Genomic DNA, 22,681 nt, shown 5'->3' with positions numbered 1-22,681 from the left:
CTCTGGCATACCCCGGAGCGGATCTGCGCAGAGGAAGGAACACCGTGCAAACCTGCAGCCCGATGACATCCACCAGCAAGCCGCAACCGGTTGCTGCGCATGCCCAGTTCTCTTCGGACCACAACGTCGACGGATTCTCCGGAGGAAAATACGAGACCGATGGCTGCACCCTGCTGGCATCCTCCACTGGCCGCAAGTGGAGCAACGGACTGGGCGCAGAGTTGCGTCGCCATACCGATCTGCACTGCCAGCCCTTTCTGCAACCTGTGAACGAGCTGGCGATCGCGATCAGCGGGTCGGCCACCATCCAGCGCCGGGCGAACGGGCCCGAGCAGAAATTCGTCTCCAAAGAAGGCCTTGCCTGTCTTTGTCCTCGGGGTGTCGATGTGCGCTACCTGCACGTGGCGCAAGGTCAACTCGACATGTTGCACCTGTATCTGCCACTTGATCTGTACGGGCTTCTCGAGTCAGGGGAGGACGCCGTCAGCGCTGGCCTCATCTACACCGGCGGCATTGACGATCCGTTGGTGCGTGGCATCGGTACGGCCATCGCTGAAGAACTGTCACGCGAGCAACCAAGCTCAACGTCCAGCCTGATGGTGGACTCGCTGAGCACAGCAGTCGCAGCGCGCCTGGTGGAGCGCTATGCCCGAGCTGGCTCACCTCTGGCTGCGTCAGCAGCGCAAGGTAGCGGCATTCTGGACAAGCGCCGATTGAGCAGGGTGCTCGAGTTCATCGATACGCACGCTGCAGCAGACGTATCACTCGACGCTATTGCCACCGAGGCATGCTTGAGCCGATACCATTTCATTCGGGCATTCAAGCGCTCTACCGGTGTCACACCGTTGGCCTATGTCAATAACGTCCGTATCGATCGTGCAAAACGCCTGCTGCGCAGCACCAAACGAACCGTCGATGACATCTCCGCAATGCTCAACTTTTCGTCGGCATCGAACTTCACGCGTACCTTCAAACGCACCGTCGGCCTCACTCCCAGCATCTACCGCAGCTCGGCTCTATAGACCAGGATGAGGAGCTCAGTCCTTCGGCTTTGATCCATCCAAGATCTGAGTCAAGAGTGAGTTCAACCGGTTACCCGGGCAGATATCAACTCCCGGTTGAAGTTATTTGAAGACGCTCGGGCTCAACTGCAACCAATGAGCTCTGACCTTCTACTTGTCCCGACGCCTGTCAATCAGACGACGTCGAGCCTGACCGAACGACCGCTCTCAGAGGTGACCGCCGCCGCAAGTCGACCCGATGCAGCCAGTCATAGCCCGGCTTTCAACGCTTGCTTTGCTGTGTTTTCAGTCCTTGGACACGGCAAAGTCGAAACACCTGACCCGACCAACTGCGGCTATAAAACGTCCCAGTCTGAGCAGCCGCTATAGGCACGGCACCAGCCACAGGCTTTCTGGGCATCGATTGATCAACGGGAAAGTCGCCCCTGTTAATCCCAAAAAACATGCCGAAGCCTGCGTGTTGGGATCGTCAGGAAAACGACCCCTTTTCACGCGAAGCAGTTGCGCACCCAATGCGGAGCAATTGTGGATCTACGTCCACATCGCCTCCATATTGCCGCCGCAGACTCCAGGCTGTTGCAATGAGTCGACATTGCGCCAGGTGCGATCGCTTTTCCGACGTGCCGGCTTTCTTCGATGCCGTTTGAGAAACGGCCTTTGATGCCTGGCCATCGGCCACCCGCAACGCAATGAAAGAATTAGCATGAATACACCCAAACGATATCCATCCAAGTACAGACTGAGGGCCCTGAGCGCGGTGGTGATCTGCGCGCTCGTCGCGGGCTGCGCCGCTCCGGTCACAAGAACCGTCTGGGTCTATGAGGAGCCAGCCAGTGCCACCGTACAGGGATCGACCGCCCGGCTCGGTACGGTGGGCAGAATTGAGATTGTTGAGACCCAAGTAGGGGTGAGCGGCGCCGGCGCTGCCAGCGGTGCTTTGCTCGGAGGGGTCATCGCGAGCCCGATGGGTCACGGTGGTCCGCGCGGCTCTGGCCCTGGTTTGTTCCCGTTTGCGGTGGTCGCCATCGTGGCCGGCGCCTTGATCGGCAACCATATTGAGCAACAGCAGGCCCAAGCGGCCTCGAGCCGACTCTATCGGGTATCCATCAACTTTGACGACGGGTATCGCCAAACTTACGAGGTGATGGAGTTGAACGGGCTACACGCCGGAGAGCGTGTGCAGATCGAACGTGGGCAGATCAGGCCCGTATCCCGATGACCTGTTCGGTCTGGTGGGTTCTGTCGCGATGACAGCCAACAGGCACTCGGCCTGGGGTGACCTGGAGCGCACCATTGGCCTTCATCGCCTGCCAAAGAAATCGCCATCGACAAAAGCGGCGATGCAGGCGTTGCCTGTTGCAAGCGACTCGTCCCTGCGGCTTCGGACTTGCTCCAGGGCGCTGGCTTGCTCGACCCAGCCCGAGTCTCACGTTTCTGTTCAATACCGACATATTCAGGCTGACCGCGAACCGTTGGTCTTGGTTTCTGCATTTTTTGGCAGCCGGGGTTGAGATATGTTCATCACCCAGCGCGCACGGCCTCTGACACAACTCATGAAAAAATCAATTAGAAAAACGCTGCTGTGGCTCATTCTGAGCCTGCCTGTCTGGGCGCACGCAGCCGCCGTTGATGCGGAAGAAAGCTTCGTTCAGGATCTCAAGCCGACGGTGCAAGAGACCCAGGCTGCCCACATGGCAGCCGACATCCTCGCGCTCTACCACTATAGGGAGGTGCCGCCAGACCCGGTTTTGTCAGCGAAGGTTTTTGACCAATACCTGAAATCGCTGGATTCGGAGAAGCTGTTTCTTTTGCAAACGGATGTTGACCGGTTTTCAGGCGACAGCGCCAGCATTGCCCAAAAGGTCCGGCAGGATGACCTGAGCATTCCTTTCGCGATCTACGACTTGTATGCGCACCGCGCGGCGGAGCGATTCCAATATGCCCGCAAACTTCTGAAGCTCGGTTTTGATTTCCAGGTGAGCGAGGACCTGCAGGTCTCGCGCAGTCTGCAACCGTGGTCGCAGACAAGCGTTGAGCTGGACGATGTGTGGCGCAAACGGGTGAAGAGTGACTGGCTGTCACTCAAACTGGCTGGCAAAGATCACAAAAGTATTGTCACCATGCTGGACAAGCGGTATGAGCGCGCGATCAAACGCATGGGCCAGACCCAGAGCGCCGATGCTTTCCAGATCTTCATGAACGCTTACACCATGGCGATCGAACCCCACACCAACTACATGGGCCCCAATGCCGCGGCGGAGTTTGACATCTCGATGAGTCTGTCCCTGGTCGGAATTGGCGTTGCAGTTTCTGATGCAGAGGACTTTGCCACCATCATGGCGGTGACCGAGGGTGGGCCAGCCAGCCGCTCAAAGCAGCTCCGGGCGGGTGACAGAATTGTTGGTGTGGCGCAAGGGGCGCGTGGCGAGATGACCAATGTGATTGGCTTGCGTTCGGAAGACTTGGTTTCACTCATTCGGGGTCCGGTTGGGACCGTGGTCAAACTGGCTGTATTGCCAGCCGACGCCGGAGTCAGCGCCGAACGAAAGGTGGTCACCCTGGTGCGCCAGCCTATCGCCATGGAGGGTCAAGCCGCCAGATCGTCCATCGAAACCCGGTCAGACGGGGCTGTTTCACGGCGAATCGGCGTGATCACCCTGCCCTCTTTTTACGAGGACTTTGCTGGCAGGCAGGCCGATGAGACAGATTTCAGAAGCGCGACGCGCGACGTGAAAAAACTGCTGTCTGAGTTCAACGCCAGCCATGTTGATGGTGTTTTGATCGATTTGCGCGACAACGGCGGCGGTTCACTCTCGCAAGCCATCGAACTCACCAGCCTGTTCGTTGGCAATGTTCCGGTGGTCCAACAACGCAACGCCACCGGTGATGTGATGTTGGGCGTGGACAATCAGGCCAGCGTCCTTTGGCACGGGCCACTGGGCGTGTTGATCAACAAACGCTCGGCGTCTGCATCCGAAATATTTGCGGCTGCCATTCAGGACTACGGACGTGGCGTCATCATGGGCCAATCCAGCTATGGCAAGGGCACCGTCCAGTTGATGGTCGATCTGGACGGACTCGTCAAAAACGACAAGCCGCAGTTGGGTGAGCTGAAGATGACCATTGCGCAGTTCTTTCGCGTCAATGGCGGCACCACTCAGCTCAAGGGCGTCACGCCAGACATTGGGTTCTCCGGCTATTTTGATGGTGATGCGCTTGGCGAGTCAGCCTTCGACAACGCGCTGCCCTGGACCATGATCAAGGCGGTCCACAATGCGCCCAACGCCACCATCGGGTCCATCGTTCCTGCGCTGGTTGCAAAGCATGAGTCGCGCACACAACTCGACGCTGACTTCAAACAGCTGCGAGAAGACATGGATGAGCGTCAACGGCAACGCGACAAGAATGAAATTTCTCTGAATGAACCCGAAAGGCGCCAAGAAAGAGCGGCCAGGCAGGCGCAGTTGACTGCCCGCCAAGCAGATACCCACATGGCCAGTCCCTGTCCGAGTGATACCCGTGCGACAACCTCCCTTGCTGCGCAGGGCACAACACTGGAAGACGGCATGCTGTCTGGCGAGCGCAGTTTCGAGGAAGAACTGCGTGCCGAGAAGTCGATGAATACATTGAAAGACATTGTTCTGATCGAGTCGACGCGCATCATGAACGATGCAATCGGCTTGTTGCAAGCCGGGCAAACCCAATCGTGAGTTGGGCTATGGGCTCGCCCCATCAAGCCAATGCCCACCATGGCGACCGTGAATCTTTCGCCGAGTTCCCAAGTCCGCCGCATGGGCTTGCGCGGCGCGGCGTGGCGTGGCGTGGCGTGGCGTGGCAATGCAAGATGCGCGATGTGCGAGCCCTTCAACAGGTGCCAGAAAGAAGTTCTCAATGACACCGACAAACCCGCCTTCGTGCAAGGCGCGGCCGCCCAGAGAAAGCGCTGTCATCTGTTGGAGCGTTCGACAAGTTCGCTGCGCCTCATGATTGGCCTCATCGTTCACCGCCTCCACCTTCGCTTCAAGCCGGTAAGGAGATCGTTGCGCCAGCTAACGTCGACATCGCCACAAGAACGGTGCAAGCATGGCGGCCATTCGCAGCGTCCATGCTGGCGCCTGTCTTGATATTGAGCCGCGCCAGTACAAGCACCTGATCAACCCCGTGAAGCAGGCCCCCGGGTCATGAAACGCATCACGGATCCGGTGCTGGGAGTTCAGTCATTCTTGGGTGCGCAGAAACTGATCACCGACATCAAGACCATGCACATGGTGAAGAAGGGGCAGTTGCATGGCCTCTGTGGTCAGCCCATGTCTGCAGCTGATCAGTTTCAAAGCCTGGGCAGCGCTTGCTGGCTGGCAGAAACTGACAGTCGCGAAAGTTCAGGGAGCACCCGCTTCTGGCCGGCACAACCAGTTCGCGGTCGTGCCAGGAAGCCGACGCCCGAAGTAGCGCCAGACCGAACGACCGCTCTCGCAGACGACCGCCACCGCGTGCCCTGCGTCAGCACACAGCCGCCGAATCACGTACCGTTGCCCGAACCCATGGCACGCCGCGTCGCGCTACGCAAAGGCAGGCCAGCACCGATGCCGCAGGTCTACCGGCCTCTCTGTCGTGACCCAGAATCCAGGTCAAAGTGTTGTCAAATGCATGGAATGCTGCGTGGCTCTCGTCGCGCGAGGCGCTTCATCACACCGGGTCGACGCCTGCGATCGTTCGCCCCTCGCCACCCTCTGCGACGTGCTGCGAATCGGCCAGATCGGCTTCGCGCTTCGTGCCGACCACCATTGACCAGACCAGGTTCTCGCGGTGCTTCCAGCTTTCGTAAATCGCTGCGGCAATGTGAATCGGAATGGCCACCAGGGTGATGTTGACCAACACGACGTGCAGGCCTTCGACTTTCTCGCTGCCCCAATAGGCGTCAAGGGTCAACATCCAACCTGTCACCCCAATGCCGCCGACCATGCCGAGCAAAAGCAAAATCATCAAACCGCCGGCGGGGTTGTGTCCCAGGTAACGGGGCTCGCTCCCGTGCAGCGCTGCTTTGGCGTATCGCAAGCAATCGGCTGGACCCCGCACGAAATCAGCGAAGCGCGCGTGGCGCGACCCGATGAAGCCCCAGACCAGACGAGCCCCGACCAAGGCCAGCGCTGCATAGCCCGAGGCGTTGTGCACCCATTGTTCGCCAATGGTCGAGAAGTAGGCCGTCGCGAACATCGCCACGAGCCCCCAGTGAAACAGTCGGACAAACAGATCCCAGACCCGAACGCGCTTGTTGCTCGCCATGACAGTCCCCTGTTCGTAGAACACTTGCGGGTACACCCGCGCCCGGCAATGCGGACCGGCGGCGGCGCGTATTCCCCGAGGGGAGGTACGCGCGCCAGCCACCGCTCTCGTTCATTCCTTGACGTTCTTCTCCATGATCTCACCGGTGATGGGATGGAAGTAGATCTCAACCTTCTTGCCCTCCTTGTCGGTGCCGTAGATTTCCCAGCACTTTCCTTTTGAGACGTGCAGCTTCTTGACGCTGTCGGTGTACCCCATGTCGGTGAATTTTTTGGTCATCTGCTCGGCGCTAAGCCACTTGGACTCGGGTTCATCCGTGCATTTCGGTCCGGCCACCGCGGACCCAGTAGCCCAAAGACCCAGAGCAAGCAGACCGAAAGCGGGGCGACTTATTGTGTTCAAAGTAGACATCACTCACTCCTGTTTAGCGGATCCACCCGCGACTTCAGTGTGTTACCGAATTGATCTAAATCAAATGGGTGAAGGCCCACAATGAGTGGTAGGAGTTCCCCCACAGTTACAACACCGGAATATGCGGTGTTGCCGGTGCATTTTTTCTCAGCGCTGGGGCCGTCGGAGCACAGTTGGCTCGTGCGAAGTGGGCTTCCCCCGCCTTCCTGGACCAGCATCCTCTTCCGATGGCAGCTGTACCCTCGCAACCAGCCATCGGTAGCACCCACTTCCCAGCGCTCGAACCGCCGGACCTGACCGTTTGCAGACAGTACCGGATCTGCTGCGCCCAGCGCCTGGCGCTTCCATTGGGATTTCAGAACCTCCTTCAACCTCGATGATTCGTGAGTGCTTTGTCGCACTGACCAACACCCAGCACGGCTGCCATGGCAGCGACTGCGGGGAGCGAATCTTTCTACAACGGTGAGAAGCTCTCCGGCCACGCGCCACCGACGATCGGGCATGAATTCTCTCTGTGAGTGCTCTTTAGGCGGGCGACGGTCAATGGTCATGGCGGCGCATCGACTTCATGCCGATTCGGCGGTGTATCCGCCCGGCAGCGGGCAGGCGGTAAACCTGTCGCGCGTTCAACGGCTCGGGAGAAAGCGGCCACCGACCCGCAGCCAACACCAAGCATCTTCAGGTTCACAACGTCAAGGTCAAGTCTTGCCTTGTTTCCTTCGTGGGAACAATCCATCAAGCAGTCCGCTTGGCGTCGCTGGCCAACGACCATTAACATGGTGCAGCACCAAACGCCCCCTTCCATCGCCAGGAGAACCGCATGATCACAGCCTTTGTCGAATTCAAGCTGCCCAAGCCCATCACCGTCGCCGAAGCGCGGGAGACGTTCCTCAGCACGGCGCCCAAATACCAGGGCATGCCAGGCCTCATTCGCAAGTACTACTACCTGTCAGAAGACGGCGCCAAGGCAGGCGGCATCTACCTGTGGGAATCTCGGGCGCAAGCAGAGCAGGTGTACACGCCTGAATGGCGAGCCTTCGTGCGCGGGAAATACGGCTCAGAGCCATCCGTCACCTACCTCGAGTGCCCGGTGGTGGTCGACAACACCACGAACGAGATCATTTCGGCATAAGCATTCGCTCTACGGCCTGGGGCTTAACCAACTCGTTGATCATGTTGGCCCCGTCCACAGCGCTGGTGGTGAAGGTGCCGCCTGCGTTGAGCGTTAGACCGGAGATGCGTCGCGACCGCCAGCCGTCGAAATAGCCGCGCGATCAGCTGCCCGCCGACACAGATTGAAGCGCAAAATGACAGTGATATTTTCAGATTTACTATCGATCGGAGGCAGGCGATGAGCCAAGTTTTTGGTGGTGGCGTTCCGGAGCCCCATGTACAAGCAGTACATCGAAGGGTCACCAAATATTTGATCGTGATACCCGCGCCCGAAGGCCCGGCCGCGAAGCTTTTGGACACAAATCGAGAGCTCCTGGCAGAACTCGACGCCAACACAGAAGAGGTGACTTCGATGCTGAGGGGCCTCACACCGATCATTGGCGCTGCGGGCGCAGACTGGGACAAAAATCTCTCTGGACACAGCGCAGAGGTACGTGCTTCGACCGCGATTTATACGCTCAACTTGTAAGCCAGTTGGTGGGTGCAGCGATTATTTTCCGGCCAGCCAAGATCGGCAAGATCGGTTCAAAGCGTGAGAGAGGCGCAATCCAGCGGGACAGGCCATCCCATCACTCGAGCGGGGTACCAACGGCACGCCGCCAGTGCATCTCGGCGCAGCCATTCGCTCTGCGCCCAGAGGCCGACCAACTTTGCGCCTGAGCCGGACGGCATGGGAAGCGTCAGGCCGAGGCGTCTGCGCGGCAAAAGGATCGTCGGCTGAAAAGTGGCCGCAGCGGTCCATTTTCCACCGCCTTTTTGCCCCATAGCCGTCCTATCGGGCTGCAAACCTGGCGAAAGCTGCCCTCGCTGGGGCCACTTTTCGCTTCGACGCTTTCTGCCCCGCAGGCTCCTAGCAGCCGGCTGCGCAGGCGCCGCTGGAACCAAATTTCATGGTGCGGCCGCTCAGGGGCAGGTGCACCGGCACGGTAGTGGCTTTGATGAAGGCTTCGGTCTTGGTGCCAGCGCGCAGCTTGCCGCCTTCGGTGGCTGGCTCATTCGCGTGTGAGGCGATCACGGCCTGCGGCTTGACCAGTTCATTGATCACGTAGGCGGCTTCCACCGGACCGGTGGTGAACGTACCGCCGATGTTGAGCACCACCAGCCCTGCTTTGTACATGCGGCGCACCACCACGTCTTGCTCGGCCGTCACGCCCGTGTCGCCCGACAAATAGACCACCAGCCCGTTGCTGAAGGTGAGCACATAGCCGCCGGGTGGGCCCATGTAGGCGGTGAGGCCGTTGGCTTCCAGCGCGTCGGCGTGGTCTTTGTGCAGGAAGGCGGGGTCGAGTCCGTTGGAGTGCACCGCAGGCACGCTGGCGATGGTCACGCCGCCGACCTTGCTGGTGGCGCCAAAACGCACCAATTGCACCTGGGCCGGATCTCCGCCCGCCTCTTTCACCTTGAGCGAGAAGTACTTGCCCATTTCGCCGCCGACGATCAGCTTGGACTTTTTGCCCACAGCGATATTGACGGTGTTGGACCCGGGCGCGATCACTTTGGAGAAATCGGGCTTGCCACAGCTGCCCGCATTTTCTGACGGCTGGATGCGGTCACCCAGGTGGTCGCCGTGCACGTGGCTCAGCAGCACCGCATCGATTTTGCCGAGGCGGCTGTCTTCAGGGCCACGCACAGTGCGGCCAGCGTCGTACAAGATGCGGGTGCCGTCTGGGTCTTCAAACACCAGGGCGCGGTCGAGCGGGCAAAACTCACCGCTGTGGCTGCCCAAGGGCGTGACTTTCACGTTTGGCGAGGCAGGGGTCTGGGCGTTGGCGAGGCCAAAGCTGGCCGCGAGAACCAGGGGAAGCAGAGCGGAAATGCGCATGGGGTTGTATCTCGTTGGTTGAAAAAGGAGCAAACAATGAATATTGAACCGGGTCGTCACAAATTAGACTGATCAGTCTACGCAATGAGGAAAACCATTGACTTGCAGGGGTTTTGCAAGGTCCACGGCTCGAGCCCCTGGCCAGCAGACCGAAAAACAGCGCGGCACAACCCCGGTAAGCAAGGCCGCAGCGCCCTTGGGATCCCGGTGTTTTGGGTTCCGGCTTCGCCCTTTCCCATCTTTCCTGTGTACCGTACCCGCGCCCCGCTCCACCAGCCTCCTTGGTGCGCCGTGCCGCATCCACATGACCCGCGGGAGCGATGACCCACGTCCCAAACATTGATCCATGACAATGCGTCTGCCATGGGCCGGCCTAACATGGTTTGAAGGCGGGGCTTGCCCCAATCCCGCTGGGTGCCTGGCCCACAAGCGGGCGCTTCCATGGGGACCCACCAACGCCGGAGGCTTGCATGGGCACCGTTTTTGATCCCTTTCGATTGGCCTGCGCCTGCGCCGAAATGCGGGCAGTGGAGCTCGCCACACCGCAAGCGCTGGCACAGATGCAGCAGCGGCGCCTGAGCCAATTGCTGAGTGCTGCGCGCTCGGGTTCCAGGCTTTACCGCGAGCGTCTGGCCGGTTTGCCGGAGGGTGCATCCGTCCTGGCGGATATTGAGCCGGTGGGGCGCGAGCAGTTGATGGAGCGCTTTGACGACTGGGTGTGTGACCCGGCGCTGTCGCTGGCTGGGCTGCAGGCCTGGCTCGCCGATCCTTCTAACATCGGTGAGCCGTATCTGGGGCGCTACCTGGTGTGGGAAAGCTCAGGCACCAGCGGATCACCCGGCATCTTCGTGCAAGACGCGCAGACCATGGCCGTTTACGACGCGCTGGAAGCCCTGCGCCGCCCGCAGAGTTCAAACCCGTGGCGCCTGTGGGACCCGCTGTACCTGACCGAGCGCGTGGCTTTTGTGGGCGCAACCGATGGGCATTTTGCGAGCTTTGTGACCATGCAGAGAATGCCGCAGCTGCAGCCGTGGCTGGCGCCATTGATCCATTCATTTTCGATCCTGCAGCCGCTGGACCAGTTGGTGGCGTCGCTCCAGGCGTTCGCGCCCACGGTGCTGGCCACCTACCCCACAGCGGCCAGCCTGCTGGCAGAGGAGGTGTTGGCGGGGCGGTTGCAACTGAAGCTGCGCGAGCTGTGGACCGGGGGCGAGACGCTGAGCCGTGCCGCACGCGAGCGCATCGAGCAGGCGCTGGGCTGCAAGGTGCGCAACAGCTACGGCGCCTCAGAGTTTCTGGCGATGGGCTGGGAGTGCGCGCACGGCCACATGCACCTCAACACCGACTGGCTGTTGCTGGAGCCCGTGGACGAGCGGATGAAGCCGGTGCCTCCGGGCGAAGCATCGCACTCCATGCTGCTGACCAACCTGGCCAACACGGTGCAGCCATTGATCCGGTACGAGATGGGCGATCAAGTCACCCTGCATGAAACGCCCTGCCCCTGCGGATCGCCGCTGCCCTGGGTGGAGGTGCTGGGGCGCCGCGACGATATTCTTCGCATGCAGGGCAAGTCGCCCGGCGCCTCGGTGGCCTTGCTGCCCCTGGCTTTGTCCACGGTACTGGAAGACGACGCCGGCGTATTTGATTTTCAGATTCGCCAGCGCGATGACCGCACGTTGGTATTGCGCCTGCCCGACCAAGGGGAAGACGGCAAGCTGGCTTTGAAACGTGCGCGGGCCGTGTTGAAGTCCTATGCCTCGCAGCAAGGCGCTGCGCCGCTGCGCGTGGTGGGCGAGCTGGGCCTGGAAGTGCCTCGGGGGCGCAGCGGCAAGGCTTGCCGGATTCAGGCACAGAAACCCTGAGCCGTGGAGAGCAGAAGAATTTTATCTGCAGGGATCGAGGGCGTGCGGTTTAACCGCTCCCCTGTTCCCGTTCAAGGCAAAGACCACCGGCCCTGGCAACCTGGTCAGCCGTGCGGCGATACTTTCACAAACGCCCCCCCCTGGTACAACGCGGCCGGGTCGTTGCGGTCGATGGTCGGCTGACGGGCCTCCACTTCGGCGCGGAACACATCGGACGAATCCTGAGGGCGGTAGCCGATGTGTCGTGCAGGGGTGTTGTCCCACCAGCTGGTCTGGTTGTCTGATGCGCCGTAGATGATGCTGTGACCCACAATGGGCGCGGTGAGCGCGGCCACCACCAAACGCTCCAGATCGTCGTGGCTCAGCCAGGTGGCGAGCATGCGCCGATCTTTGGGCTCGGCCAAGCTGGAGCCGATGCGCAAGCTCACGGTCTCGATGCCCCAGCGGTGCCAGTAGAGCTGGGCGAGGTCTTCGCCGAAGGCTTTGGACAGCCCGTAGAAGCCGTCTGGCTTGGGCGGGGTGTTGGGGCTGATGACTTCGTCTTGCCGGTAGAAACCGGTGACGTGGTTGGAGCTGGCGAAGACGATGCGCTTCACCCCTTGCAGACGCGCGGCTTCGTAGAGGTTCACAGCGCCCACGATGTTGCCGGCCAGGATCTGGTCCCAAGGCTGCTCGGTGGAAATGCCGCCCATGTGCGCCACAGCGTCCACGCCTTGCAACATGGCGTGCACGCCCACTTTGTCGGTCAGGTCGGCAACGACGATTTCTTCGCCCGCCCCGGCCGCGCCGATGTCGCTGCGGTCACTCAGGCGAAGCACACCGCAATAGGCCTTGAGACGCGGACGCAGCACCTGGCCCAGGTTGCCGGCAGCGCCGGTGAGCAACAGTCGGCCGAATTTCAGCGGGGAGGCGGGTTGTTTCAACATGGGGGAGCGTCCTTTCTTTCTTGCATTCTTGCCTAGGGAGGGTGTTCAAAAACCAGGCCGCGCACGGCGCGACTATTGCGGGAGTTGCAAGAGGGTCCCTGATGTTGCTCTACCTCGCACCTGTCACCTGTCACCTGTCACCGGCACCCGAACCAAAACTCACGCGCAGCTGACACTTGAAGCCATCTGCACAGCACTTCGGCATCTGCTTTTCTGATGTAAATCAAACCATCGGCGATCTTGGGCCACAACGCCACCCAACTCCCGTCAAGTGGTCCAGAATTGTGTTGTTCCAAACAACTTGAATGGAGAAATACATGTCCAGCGTCGGTTACCACGAGCCCATCGAAGAACTGTCCAGCGAAACCCGCGACATGCACCGCGCCATTGTCTCGCTGATGGAAGAGCTGGAAGCGGTTGACTGGTACAACCAGCGCGCCGACGCTTGCAAAGACCCGGAGCTCAAAGCCATTCTGGAGCACAACCGCGATGAAGAAAAAGAACACGCCGCCATGGTGCTGGAATGGATTCGCCGCAAAGATGCCAGGTTCTCACACGAGTTGAAAGACTTCCTGTTCACCGACAAACCCATCGCGCACAAATAGCGTGAGCGCGTGAAGTCCTGCGGAGCCCTGGCTGCAGCTGCTCTGCATTTCCATTGCCAGGCTAGTGTCAGGGTGCACAAGGTGCTTTATCACGGCGCGCAAACAGGTGGCCGGGATGTCGCCACCCGAGCTTGACGCCCAATGCACCCAGCGCGATCAGCAACATGCCAAGGGCCTGCACCACCCCAATCGGATGATCGTAAAACGCCCAATCCACTGCAATGGCGACCAGCGGGTAGATAAAGGCGAGGATGCCGATGACGGGCGTGGTGAGGCGCGGATACGCTGCGTACATCAACACATATGCCACCCCGGTGTGCAGCACCCCAATGCCCACCAGCCAGCCCCAGGACGCCGCGCTGACAGGTCCTGAAAAATTGGCAAAACCGACCAGCAACAAGACACCCACGGTGGTCTGGCTGAGCGCAGTCACTTCGGGGCGCTGCCCGCCCAAACCTTTGGCGATGAGCGTGGAGGCCGCGTAAAGCATGGCGGCGACCAACGCCAGAACAATCCCCTGGACCCAGGTCGATGTGTCGGTGGTGGCCGCTGCGCTGGTGACCAGCGGATCGGCCACCAAGCCACTGGCCAGTACCACGCCCACAAAGGCGCCCAACATCCACAGCCCCTGGTCGAACTTGATGCGCTCGCCGAAAAACCAGACACCCAGCAACACCACAAAGAACGGCTGCACGTGGTAAACGATGGTCGTGGTGGCGATCGAAGTCATCTTCAACGCAGCAAAAAACGCGACCCAGTTGAGCACGATGCACACGCCACCCAGCGCCGATCGCAGCAACAGCCGCAAGGAGAGGTCCGCCACTTTGAGGTACCCACGGGCCACACACCAGGCGAGCAGGAAGAGCGCGGCAAAGCAGCAACGCCAGAACACCGTGGTGACCGGGTCCAGGGCGGCTTCCACCACAAAGGCACCAATGGTCCCGGCGATCACCATGGCCGCCGCCAATGCGGCAGCGGGAAAGCGCTCAGGCAGGTCGCGTGTGGGATTCATCTGGATTTCCTTGGTTGAAGCTGGGCGCCAGGGGTCGGCGTTTGCAATCATTCAAGCAAGGTGTTCAAATTCAGTCAAACGAATAGTTTTGAATCTATCTATTCGTTATGTTGATATTGAAGGAACACACGTTCATGAACACCCCCTTGGATCTGGCGTTGCTCAAGAGCTTTGTGGCGGTGGTGGAGGCCGGCGGCTTTTCTCACGCGGCCGAGCGCATAGGGCGCAGCCAGTCGGCCATCAGCATGCAGATGCAGCGACTGGAAGAAGCGGTGGGCAAGCCCTTGTTGATGCGCACGCCGCGCGCGGTCACACCCAGCCCGGCAGGTGAAATCCTGCTCAACTATGCCCGGCGCTTGCTGCGCCTGTCGGACGAGGCCTGGAGCAGCGTGGCACGTCCGCAAGAGGTGGGCGCGGTCAGTCTGGGCGTGCCAGACGACTACGCCGCGTCGCTGCTGCCTCTGGTGTTGGCGCGCTTTGCGGCATCGCATCCGTTGGTCACGGTGGACCTGGTGTGCGAGCCCTCCAGCTTGCTGTGCAAAGCGATTGACGAAGGGCGACTTGACCTGGCCATCGTCACGCGCCGACCCGAGCAAGCCATGGAGGTGCTGCGGCGCGAACGCATGGTGTGGGTGGCATCGCCCAACCATGTGGTGTGGCAGCAAGACCCGTTGCCACTGGCCTTGTTCGAGCCCGGATGCACGGCCCGCTCCCATGTCCTTCGCGCCCTGTCGGATGCCGACCAGCCCTTTCGCGCCACCTATTCAAGCCCCAGCCTGCTGGGTTTGATTGCCGTGGTGCAGGCGGGACTTGCTGTGGCGGGCATCGCCGAGTGCGCGGTCCCTTCGGCGCTTCGTGTCGTGGGCCTGGCCGAGGGACTGCCCGCACTCCCCGACCTGGAGGTCTGTGTGCTGCACAACACAGCCGCCAACAGCCCCGCAGCCGAAGGTTTGCATGCGTTTTTACGCGTTGATCTGCCCAGGGCAATGCGCTAGCCTGCGGGGCAGTGGTGGTCATCAAACGTCCCCCATTACCCCCCGTGGTGCGGCTGCAGCAAAGGCACGCGGTTGATCGCCATCCCCGCGGCGGCCGTTCGGGTTTCCACACCCATCTTCGCGTGGATGCGTTCCAGGTGTTTTTTCACCGTGGCCGGGCTGGTGCCCAGGATATCGCCAATGTCGCGGTTGATCTTGCCTTTGACCACCCAGTACAACACTTCGGCCTCGCGCGCGGTCAAGCCGAAGGCCTGCGCCAGTGACTCCAGCACTGCGGCATCCGACGTTTCCTGCATCACGATGAGCCAGTCGCCATCGCAGGCCTCTTCCAGGTCAGAGTCGTCCTGATCCCCCACCTGCAAATGCAGGCGGAAGGTGAGCCGGCGTGGGCCGCTTTCCAGCGTAAGGCGGGGCGGCTCGCGCGATGCCTGGGCTTCGCCCAGGTGCCGGCGCAACCACGACAACACCTCGGGAGGTGTTTGCGGCGCCTGGGTGCCGCAGTAACGCTCCAGCAGGTCGCGGGCCAGCGGCGTTTGCCACATCAGCTTGCCGTCGCTGGCCCGCACCGTGATCGACGCGTAGCCAAAGGCATCGAGCGCGTTGCGCGCCTGGCTGCGCTCCACCGCCCCCGCCTTCACATGCTGCGCCGCGCGCAGGTGCACGCCCATGCGCGCCATCACCTCGCGCGGCTTGATGGGTTTGGTCACGTAGTCTGCTCCGCCTGCCTCCAGCGCGGCCACCAGGTGCTCAGTCTCGGTCAGGCCGGTCATGAAGAGGATGGGTATCAACGTGGTGTCTGGATCGGCCTTGAGGCGCCTGGCCACTTCAAAACCATCAATGCCCGGCATCACCGCGTCAAGCAGGATCACATCAGGCAACGCCTGGATGGCGCGCCGGATAGCGCTCTCGCCGTCGAGCGCCACCAGCACCGTGTAACCCGCTTCGTCCAGCGCATCGTGCAAGGGGGCCACATTGTCCGGCACGTCGTCCACGATGAGCACCACCAGGGCTTCGCCGCTCACGCCGAGTGGAGCGGATGCAACGCCGGAAGAAAGTGGGGGGGAAGCAGGTGACATGGCGCTCATGACTGGGGCCCCACGGGCGATACCGAGGGACAGTAAGGCAGCAGCCGCTGCTCGATGGCTTCAAAGCGGAATTCGCGTGCCAGCGTGCGCAGGCCCTGCGCGAAGTCGCTCTGCTCGGGGTGCAGGGTCACCCATTGATCCAGCCACTGCACGGTGCCCCGGTAATAGCCCAGGCGCACCAGATCCAGCAAAGGCAGCATTTCGTCAGCTGCAATGGTTCCACCAGGCACCAAGCCAGGCACCCTGCCCGCCGGCAACCCGGCGACCGGTGGGCGATCGGCATTCGACTCCGTCCAGATCAGCTCCAAAGCCTCGCCCAGCCAGTCCAGCAAGTCATCTCGGCGCACCGGTTTCACGAAGAAGTCGGGCGGGCTGTGCACCGCAGCGCCCTCACTGTCGGCCACGAGCCCTTTGTCAAAAGCATTGGCCGACACAATGGCCAGCGGCAAACGGCCCCAACCCTGGCTTCGCAGGCGGCGCAAAGTTTCCCAACCGTCGATGCCGGGCATGGCCAGGTCCAGAAACACGGCGTGCGGCGCCTGCTCGCTGCCGGGCGCCATCCCCTCAAGCAAAGCCAGGGCGTCGTGGCCGCTGGTGGCGAGTTGCACCTCAAAGCCCAAGGGCTGAAACCAGCGCTGCAACAGCTCGCGATCAGCCTCTTCGTTGTCCACCACCAGCACCCGCCGGCGCGGCCCGCCGTAACCGGTGATCACGGGCGAGGTGCGTTGACGAACCACGCCACCATGCACCTCGGAGAGCAACAGGCGCACGGTGAACACCGTGCCCTCGCCCGGTGTGCTGCGCACTTTGAGCTCACCGCCCATGAGGTCGGTCAACATCTTGGCGATGGTGAGGCCCAGGCCCGTCCCGCCCGCAGCGCTGTGCGCCTGAGGTGCTTGGGCGCTCACCCCTTGGGCGCCCCGAGCAAAAGGTTCAAACACCCGCTCCAGCTCGGCGGTGTCCATGCCGGGACCGGTGTCGTGCACCTCAAATTGCGCCATCTCGCGCGCATAGCTCACCCGCAGGCACACCTCCCCCGCCCGCGTGAATTTCACCGCGTTGCCCAGCAGGTTGATCAAAATCTGGCGCAGCCGCTTTTCGTCGGCGCGCACCGTTTGCGGCAAGGGGCGGTTGTTGCTGGTGTCCAGCACAAAACGCAAACCCTTGGCGGACGCCTGCAACTCAAACATGCCCGCCACCTCCTGCATGACCTGGGCAAAGGCCATGGGTTTCACATCGAGCGCCAGCCGCCCCGATTCGATGCGTGCGATGTCCAGCGTGCCTTCAATAAGCGAGAGCAGATGCTCGCCGCCCCGGTGGATCACGCGAATGGCTTGCGCGCGGTGGGGGGCCATGTCAGCGTCTTCCTGCAGCAGTTGCGCATAGCCCAGGATGCTGTTGAGCGGTGTGCGCAGTTCGTGGCTGATGGTGCTGATGTAACGGGTCTTGGCCTGATTGGCCTGGTCGGCCGCCTGGCGGGCGCGCTGCAACTCTTCGTCGGTTCGCTGGTGCGAGGCAATCTCCTCCATCAGCAAATGCGTCTGCCGGTTGGATTCTTCCTGCGCCACTTCACGCGTCTTGTGCGCGAGCACCAGCCACCACGCCACCGTGCCCGCGATCAGCAGCAACACAGCGTACACACGCACAAATCCCGAACGCAACGCCGCATCGAGCAGCCCGGCATCGGCCATGGTTTCCAACCCGGCGTCGAGGCCCGCCGCTTGCTGCCGATACAGGAGCGCCAACACGGCTGCCAGCACCGGCGCCATCACCCCCATCAGCAACAGGTAGTGCGCCAGGCCGGCATCGAGAAAGGGCCAGACCCGCTGGGGCAAGACCCAGCGCAACACCGACTGCCATTGCTCCGACAGCCTCGCATGGGGTTTGCACAGATCGCCGCAACGCGCGTCCAGCGTGCAGCACAGCGAACAGATGGCGCCTTGGTAAGCAGGGCAATGCGCCATATCAGGGCCTTCGTACTCGCGCTCGCAAATCACACACGTGAGGACACCCCCTGCACCGCCTCCGGCGTCACCCCCCTCCAGAGGGGCAACACCTGCGGCCGGTCCTGCGCCTGTCGAAGGGCCGTGCCGCGGTGTGTCTGATGGGGCCGCACCTCGCTCAGCGCACCCATCGCAAGACGCAGCAACGCAGGGTGATGCAGATCGGGCGATGTAGTAGCGGCCTTGGGTGGCCCAGGCGATCAGTGGCGCAGTCACGAAGGCGGTCACCAGCGCGATCAGCGCCGAAAACGCCTGAGCCAGATCCCCCATCAAACCCAGGTGGGCCATGATCGACAGCGCCGAAGCCAGCCCCATGGCGCCCACGCCCACCGGGTTGATGTCGTACAGGTAGGCGCGCTTGAATTCGATGCCCTTGGGGCTCCACCCCATGGGCTTGTTGATCACCAGATCGGCCACCACCGCCATGATCCAGGCGATGGCGATGTTGGAGTACAGCCCCAGCACCTCCCCCAGCGCCTGGAACACGTTCATCTCCATCAACATGAATGCGATCAGCGTGTTGAATACCACCCACACCACGCGGCCCGGGTGGCTGTGGGTCAGGCGGGAAAAAAAATTGCTCCAGGCCAGCGAGCCCGCGTAGGCGTTGGTGACATTGATCTTGAGCTGGGACACCACCACAAACAGCGCCGTGGCGGCCACCGCCCAGCCGTAATTCGGGAACACGTATTCATAAGCGGCCAGGTACATCTGGTTGGGGTCAACGGCGCGCTCAGGCGGCACCATGTGGCTGATGGCCAGATAGGCCAGCAAAGCACCGCCCAGCATCTTGAGCACCCCCAGAAACACCCAGCCCGGCCCGCCAGCGAGCACCCCCAACCACCAGCGCGCAGGGCGCTTCGGATTCCGCGCCGGCATGAAGCGCAAATAGTCGGCCTGCTCACCCATTTGCGTGATGAGGGCGATGCCCACCGTCAAGGCTGCCCCAAAAAGGTGCCAATCAAACTGCGCCCCTGCACCATCTTGGCCACCGTAGCGCACCACTTTGGAGAAAACAGTGGGCTCGGCCATCCAGACCGCCACAAAAGGCACCAACATCATTACCAGCCACAGGGGCTGGGTCCAGACCTGGAAGCGGCTGATCGCCGACACACCGTAGGTCACCAGCGGTATCACCACCACCGCGCAAATCAGGTAGCCCCAGACCGGCGGTATGCCGAGTGCGAGCTCCAGCGCATAGGCCATCACAGCGGCTTCCAGCGCAAAAAAAATGAAGGTGAACGAGGCGTAGATCAGCGAGGTGATGGTGGAGCCGATGTAGCCAAAACCGGCGCCCCGGGTGAGCAGATCCATATCGACGCCATAACGCGCGGCGTACACGCTGATGGGCAGGCCGGCCATGAAGATGATCAACCCGGTCGCGAGAATGGCCCAGAAAGCGTTGATGAACCCGTAGTGCACCAGCAGCGTGGCGCCCACCGCCTCCAGGATCAGAAACGACGAAGCACCAAAAGCCGTGTTGGCCACCCGCCACTCGCTCCACTGGCGAAAGCGCTGCGGCGTGAAGCGCAGGGCGTAGTCTTCCAGCGTCTCGCTGCCCACCCAGCTGTTGTAGTCCCGGCGCACCTTGATGATGCGCTGCGGTGCAGCTCCGCCTCCGGCAAGGCCTGGGACGGTCGGGTCTGAAACGGTGGGGTTTTTGGCGATCACCCCGTCTGAGGTGCAGCTTTCGTGCCACGCCAGAGGGCAACGATGGCACAGGGCACGGTATTTGCTGGTCTCTGAGTATCCGCGCTCTGCGCCTGACCCCGATGGCCTGCATCCCATGGAACTCACTCCCCGAGAAAAAGACAAGCTGCTGATCTTTACCGCAGCCCTGTTGGCCGAGCGCCGCCAGGCCCGCGGACTGAAGCTCAACTACCCCGAAGCGGTTGCGTTGATCAGCGCGGCCGTGATGGAAGGCGCTCGCGACGGCAAAAGCGTGGCCGAGCTCATGAGCACGGGCCGCAACGTCCTCACCCGCGCCGACGTGATGGAAGGCATCGCCGAAATGATTCCCGACATCCAGGTCGAAGCCACCTTTCCCGACGGCACCAAGCTGGTGACGGTGCATCAACCGATTATTTAGCCCCCGCGCCGCCTGCGGCGTCACCCCCCAGGGGGCGGTGCTGGCGGCCCGGCGAAGCCGGTTCCGCGGCACCCTGGGTTGCGACACTGCGCTCCGGGCACCTCTTTTCTTAGAAACCTCTTCAGGAACTTTGACATGAAATCACTCGCTGCAATTTCCGCCAGCCTCCTCGCCCTCCCCGCTCTCGCCCACGATGGACACGGCCTGTTGGGCAGCCATTGGCACCCCACCGACGTGCTGGGCTTTGTGGCAGCCGGCGGCGCGGTGGCGTTGCTGGTGTGGTTCTCCGGCCGCGGCAAATAAGGGAGGTCAACGCATGATTCCCGGCCAGCTCTTCACCGACGCGGGCGAACACGCCCTCAACCCCGGCCGCCGTACGCTCACGCTGGTGGTTCAAAACACAGCCGACCGCCCGGTGCAGGTGGGCTCGCACTACCACTTCGCCGAAACCAACGCCGCACTCAGCTTCGACCGCGAGGCCGCCAAAGGCATGCGGCTGAACATCGCCAGCGGCACCGCCGTGCGCTTCGAGCCTGGCCAGCAACGCACCGTCGAACTCGTGGACTACGCGGGCGATCGGATCGTCATCGGTTTCCGGGGGCTGGTGCAAGGCGCCGTGTCATTACAGCCGCAGCCGTAGCAGCAGCAACAAGGAATCCGACATGGCCCATATTTCCCGCAGCGCCTACGCCGACATGTTCGGCCCCACCACCGGCGACCGCGTGCGCCTGGCCGACACCGACCTGATCGTTGAAGTGGAAAAAGACTTCACACTCGGCGCCGGTGGCTACGGCGAAGAAGTGAAATTCGGCGGCGGCAAGACCATCCGCGATGGCATGGCGCAAAGCCAGCGCACCCGCGCCGAGGGCGCGATGGACACCGTGCTCACCAACGCGCTCATCATTGACCACTGGGGCATCGTCAAGGCCGACATCGGTCTGAAAGACGGGCGCATTGCTGCCATCGGCAAGGCCGGCAACCCCGACACCATGCCGGGTGTTGACATCATCATTGGCCCCGGCACCGAAATCATCAGCTGCGAAGGCAACATCGTCACCGCCGGCGGCATCGACAGCCACATCCACTTCATCTGCCCGCAGCAGGTCGACGAAGCCCTGGCCTCGGGCATCACCACCATGCTGGGCGGCGGCACCGGCCCGGCCACCGGCACCTTTGCCACCACCTGCACGCCTGGTCCCTGGCACATCGAGCGCATGCTGCAAGCCGCCGACGGCCTGTCCATGAACCTGGGCTTTCTGGGCAAGGGCAACGCCAGCCTTCCTGCAGCATTGCACGAGCAAGTCAGCGCAGGGGTCATTGGCCTGAAGCTCCACGAAGACTGGGGCACCACGCCTTCGGCCATCAGCAACTGCCTCGATGTGGCCGAAGAGACCGACGTGCAAGTGGCGATCCATTCCGACACGCTCAACGAATCGGGCTTTGTCGAAGACACCATCGCAGCCACCAAGGGACGCACCCTCTGCGCCTTCCACACCGAAGGCGCGGGCGGCGGCCACGCGCCCGACATCATCCGCGTGGTGGGTGAGGCCAACTTCCTGCCCTCCTCCACCAATCCGACCATGCCCTACACGGTCAACACGCTGGACGAGCATGTGGACATGCTCATGGTCTGTCACCACCTGGATGCATCGATCCCCGAAGACCTGGCCTTTGCCGAAAGCCGCATCCGCCGCGAAACCATCGCCGCCGAAGACATGCTGCACGACATGGGCGCCATCAGCATCATGAGCAGCGACAGCCAGGCGATGGGGCGCGTGGGCGAGGTCGTGATCCGCACCTGGCAGACCGCCGACAAGATGAAGAGCCAGCGCGGCACGCTGCCCGAAGACAGCAGCCGCAACGACAACTTCCGCGTCAAGCGCTACATCGCCAAATACACCATCAACCCAGCCATCGCCCACGGCATAGCCCACACGGTGGGCTCGCTCGAGGTGGGCAAGTGGGCCGACATCGTGGTCTGGAAACCCGCCTTCTTTGGCGTGAAGCCCGCGTTGGTGGTGCAAGGCGGCACCATCTCGTTGGCCGCCATGGGTGACCCCAACGCCTCCATTCCCACGCCGCAGCCCGTGCACTACCGGCCCATGTTTGGCAGCCTGGGCAGCTCACTGGCGCGGGGCAGCCTGACCTTTGTGTCGCAGGCCGGTCACGCCGCCGGCATCGCTCAGCAATACGGGCTGAGAAAGGCCACGGTGGCCGTGCAAGGCTGCCGCAGCGTCACCAAAGCCAGCATGGTGCACAACAGCTACCTGCCCAAGATGGAAATCGATCCGCAGCGCTACACCGTGCGTGCCGATGGCGTGTTGTTGACCTGTGAGCCGGCGACTTGCCTGCCCCTGGCCCAACGCTACTTCCTGTTCTGAAAGAACACCGAT

19 protein-coding genes are annotated in these 22,681 nt (G+C 62.0%); 12 read left to right on the top strand and 7 right to left on the bottom strand.

Going from position 1 to position 22,681, the window contains the following annotated elements; genetic code table 11:
• The first annotated feature begins 44 nt into the window (after positions 1–44).
• The 3 genes from E5678_RS21925 to E5678_RS21915 all read left to right on the top strand — a co-directional run bounded on the left by E5678_RS21925 (position 45) and on the right by E5678_RS21915 (position 4,732).
• Complete coding sequence (locus E5678_RS21925) at positions 45–1,022, top strand: AraC family transcriptional regulator (protein WP_136180501.1); 978 nt, start codon at positions 45–47, stop codon at positions 1,020–1,022.
• A gap of 703 nt (positions 1,023–1,725) precedes the next feature.
• Positions 1,726–2,241 carry a hypothetical protein gene (locus tag E5678_RS21920; protein WP_136180500.1) on the top strand — a complete coding sequence of 172 codons (516 nt, stop codon included), beginning with the start codon at positions 1,726–1,728 and terminating at the stop codon, positions 2,239–2,241.
• 334 nt (positions 2,242–2,575) lie between these two features.
• Positions 2,576–4,732: a carboxy terminal-processing peptidase gene (locus E5678_RS21915; RefSeq protein ID WP_136180499.1), complete on the top strand. Its 2,157-nt coding sequence runs from the start codon at positions 2,576–2,578 to the stop codon at positions 4,730–4,732.
• A gap of 976 nt (positions 4,733–5,708) precedes the next feature.
• Here the strand turns inward: E5678_RS21915 and E5678_RS21910 are convergent.
• Together E5678_RS21910 and E5678_RS21905 are read right to left on the bottom strand one after the other, a co-directional pair.
• Positions 5,709–6,305 carry a cytochrome b/b6 domain-containing protein gene (locus tag E5678_RS21910; protein WP_136180498.1) on the bottom strand — a complete coding sequence of 199 codons (597 nt, stop codon included), beginning with the start codon at positions 6,303–6,305 and terminating at the stop codon, positions 5,709–5,711.
• Between the two features lie 111 nt (positions 6,306–6,416).
• The gene (locus tag E5678_RS21905) at positions 6,417–6,716 is read right to left on the bottom strand and encodes a PepSY domain-containing protein (protein WP_136180497.1); all 300 of its coding nucleotides are present in this window, start codon (positions 6,714–6,716) and stop codon (positions 6,417–6,419) included.
• A gap of 820 nt (positions 6,717–7,536) precedes the next feature.
• Between E5678_RS21905 and E5678_RS21900 the strand changes: the two genes are divergently transcribed.
• Positions 7,537–7,848 (top strand): YdhR family protein, encoded by a 312-nt coding sequence (locus E5678_RS21900; RefSeq protein ID WP_136180496.1) that lies wholly within the window; start codon positions 7,537–7,539, stop codon positions 7,846–7,848.
• A 219-nt stretch (positions 7,849–8,067) separates the two neighbouring features.
• The gene (locus E5678_RS21895; RefSeq protein ID WP_136180495.1) at positions 8,068–8,358 is read left to right on the top strand and encodes a hypothetical protein; all 291 of its coding nucleotides are present in this window, start codon (positions 8,068–8,070) and stop codon (positions 8,356–8,358) included.
• A 381-nt stretch (positions 8,359–8,739) separates the two neighbouring features.
• Here E5678_RS21895 and E5678_RS21890 read toward each other — a convergent pair whose 3' ends face one another.
• A complete protein-coding gene (locus tag E5678_RS21890; protein ID WP_136180494.1) occupies positions 8,740–9,711 on the bottom strand; it encodes an MBL fold metallo-hydrolase in 972 nt (323 codons plus the stop codon).
• Between the two features lie 470 nt (positions 9,712–10,181).
• On the opposite strand from E5678_RS21890, the gene E5678_RS21885 reads away from it, so the two are divergent.
• On the top strand, positions 10,182–11,573 hold the full coding sequence (locus E5678_RS21885) for an AMP-binding protein (RefSeq protein ID WP_136180493.1): 1,392 nt from the start codon (positions 10,182–10,184) through the stop codon (positions 11,571–11,573).
• A gap of 104 nt (positions 11,574–11,677) precedes the next feature.
• Here the strand turns inward: E5678_RS21885 and E5678_RS21880 are convergent, their stop codons facing one another.
• Positions 11,678–12,499, bottom strand: a complete 822-nt coding sequence (locus tag E5678_RS21880) for an NAD(P)-dependent oxidoreductase (RefSeq protein WP_136180492.1) — start codon at positions 12,497–12,499, stop codon at positions 11,678–11,680.
• A 317-nt stretch (positions 12,500–12,816) separates the two neighbouring features.
• Between E5678_RS21880 and E5678_RS21875 the strand changes: the two genes are divergently transcribed.
• The gene (locus E5678_RS21875) at positions 12,817–13,104 is read left to right on the top strand and encodes a ferritin-like domain-containing protein (RefSeq protein ID WP_136180491.1); all 288 of its coding nucleotides are present in this window, start codon (positions 12,817–12,819) and stop codon (positions 13,102–13,104) included.
• Positions 13,105–13,171: 67 nt separating this feature from the next.
• Here the strand turns inward: E5678_RS21875 and E5678_RS21870 are convergent, their stop codons facing one another.
• On the bottom strand, positions 13,172–14,116 hold the full coding sequence (locus tag E5678_RS21870) for a DMT family transporter (protein ID WP_136180490.1): 945 nt from the start codon (positions 14,114–14,116) through the stop codon (positions 13,172–13,174).
• 134 nt (positions 14,117–14,250) lie between these two features.
• On the opposite strand from E5678_RS21870, the gene E5678_RS21865 reads away from it, so the two are divergent.
• Positions 14,251–15,111: a LysR substrate-binding domain-containing protein gene (locus E5678_RS21865; protein ID WP_136180489.1), complete on the top strand. Its 861-nt coding sequence runs from the start codon at positions 14,251–14,253 to the stop codon at positions 15,109–15,111.
• A 35-nt stretch (positions 15,112–15,146) separates the two neighbouring features.
• On the opposite strand, the gene E5678_RS21860 is transcribed toward E5678_RS21865, so the two are convergent.
• Both E5678_RS21860 and E5678_RS21855 read right to left on the bottom strand, forming a co-directional pair.
• Entirely contained in the window at positions 15,147–16,187 is a 1,041-nt protein-coding gene (locus tag E5678_RS21860) for a response regulator (protein WP_136180488.1), read from the bottom strand.
• A 5-nt stretch (positions 16,188–16,192) separates the two neighbouring features.
• A complete protein-coding gene (locus E5678_RS21855; protein WP_247597063.1) occupies positions 16,193–19,867 on the bottom strand; it encodes an ATP-binding protein in 3,675 nt (1,224 codons plus the stop codon).
• 118 nt (positions 19,868–19,985) lie between these two features.
• On the opposite strand from E5678_RS21855, the gene E5678_RS21850 reads away from it, so the two are divergent.
• From E5678_RS21850 to ureC, 4 genes are all read left to right on the top strand, one after another.
• The gene (locus tag E5678_RS21850; protein ID WP_136180486.1) at positions 19,986–20,288 is read left to right on the top strand and encodes an urease subunit gamma; all 303 of its coding nucleotides are present in this window, start codon (positions 19,986–19,988) and stop codon (positions 20,286–20,288) included.
• 135 nt (positions 20,289–20,423) lie between these two features.
• Positions 20,424–20,591 (top strand): hypothetical protein, encoded by a 168-nt coding sequence (locus E5678_RS22400; protein ID WP_168708637.1) that lies wholly within the window; start codon positions 20,424–20,426, stop codon positions 20,589–20,591.
• 13 nt (positions 20,592–20,604) lie between these two features.
• Entirely contained in the window at positions 20,605–20,928 is a 324-nt protein-coding gene (locus E5678_RS21845; protein ID WP_136180485.1) for an urease subunit beta, read from the top strand.
• Between the two features lie 22 nt (positions 20,929–20,950).
• Entirely contained in the window at positions 20,951–22,669 is a 1,719-nt protein-coding gene (gene ureC / locus E5678_RS21840) for an urease subunit alpha (protein WP_136180484.1), read from the top strand.
• Positions 22,670–22,681: the final 12 nt, after the last annotated feature.

This window comes from Hydrogenophaga sp. PAMC20947 (assembly GCF_004795855.1).
Taxonomy (GTDB): Bacteria; Pseudomonadota; Gammaproteobacteria; order Burkholderiales; family Burkholderiaceae_C; genus Hydrogenophaga.
This window is presented reverse-complemented; position numbering and strand designations above follow the sequence as displayed.

Coding starts and splice junctions, on each gene's coding strand:
- E5678_RS21850 (WP_136180486.1), top strand. CDS start 19,986: ATGGAACTCACTCCCCGAGAAAAAGACAAGCTGCTGATCTTTACCGCA.
- E5678_RS22400 (WP_168708637.1), top strand. CDS start 20,424: ATGAAATCACTCGCTGCAATTTCCGCCAGCCTCCTCGCCCTCCCCGCT.
- E5678_RS21885 (WP_136180493.1), top strand. CDS start 10,182: ATGGGCACCGTTTTTGATCCCTTTCGATTGGCCTGCGCCTGCGCCGAA.
- E5678_RS21910 (WP_136180498.1), bottom strand. CDS start 6,305: ATGGCGAGCAACAAGCGCGTTCGGGTCTGGGATCTGTTTGTCCGACTG.
- E5678_RS21900 (WP_136180496.1), top strand. CDS start 7,537: ATGATCACAGCCTTTGTCGAATTCAAGCTGCCCAAGCCCATCACCGTC.
- E5678_RS21890 (WP_136180494.1), bottom strand. CDS start 9,711: ATGCGCATTTCCGCTCTGCTTCCCCTGGTTCTCGCGGCCAGCTTTGGC.
- E5678_RS21865 (WP_136180489.1), top strand. CDS start 14,251: ATGAACACCCCCTTGGATCTGGCGTTGCTCAAGAGCTTTGTGGCGGTG.
- E5678_RS21860 (WP_136180488.1), bottom strand. CDS start 16,187: ATGTCACCTGCTTCCCCCCCACTTTCTTCCGGCGTTGCATCCGCTCCA.
- E5678_RS21870 (WP_136180490.1), bottom strand. CDS start 14,116: ATGAATCCCACACGCGACCTGCCTGAGCGCTTTCCCGCTGCCGCATTG.
- E5678_RS21895 (WP_136180495.1), top strand. CDS start 8,068: ATGAGCCAAGTTTTTGGTGGTGGCGTTCCGGAGCCCCATGTACAAGCA.
- E5678_RS21915 (WP_136180499.1), top strand. CDS start 2,576: ATGAAAAAATCAATTAGAAAAACGCTGCTGTGGCTCATTCTGAGCCTG.
- E5678_RS21875 (WP_136180491.1), top strand. CDS start 12,817: ATGTCCAGCGTCGGTTACCACGAGCCCATCGAAGAACTGTCCAGCGAA.
- ureC (WP_136180484.1), top strand. CDS start 20,951: ATGGCCCATATTTCCCGCAGCGCCTACGCCGACATGTTCGGCCCCACC.
- E5678_RS21905 (WP_136180497.1), bottom strand. CDS start 6,716: ATGTCTACTTTGAACACAATAAGTCGCCCCGCTTTCGGTCTGCTTGCT.
- E5678_RS21920 (WP_136180500.1), top strand. CDS start 1,726: ATGAATACACCCAAACGATATCCATCCAAGTACAGACTGAGGGCCCTG.
- E5678_RS21880 (WP_136180492.1), bottom strand. CDS start 12,499: ATGTTGAAACAACCCGCCTCCCCGCTGAAATTCGGCCGACTGTTGCTC.
- E5678_RS21845 (WP_136180485.1), top strand. CDS start 20,605: ATGATTCCCGGCCAGCTCTTCACCGACGCGGGCGAACACGCCCTCAAC.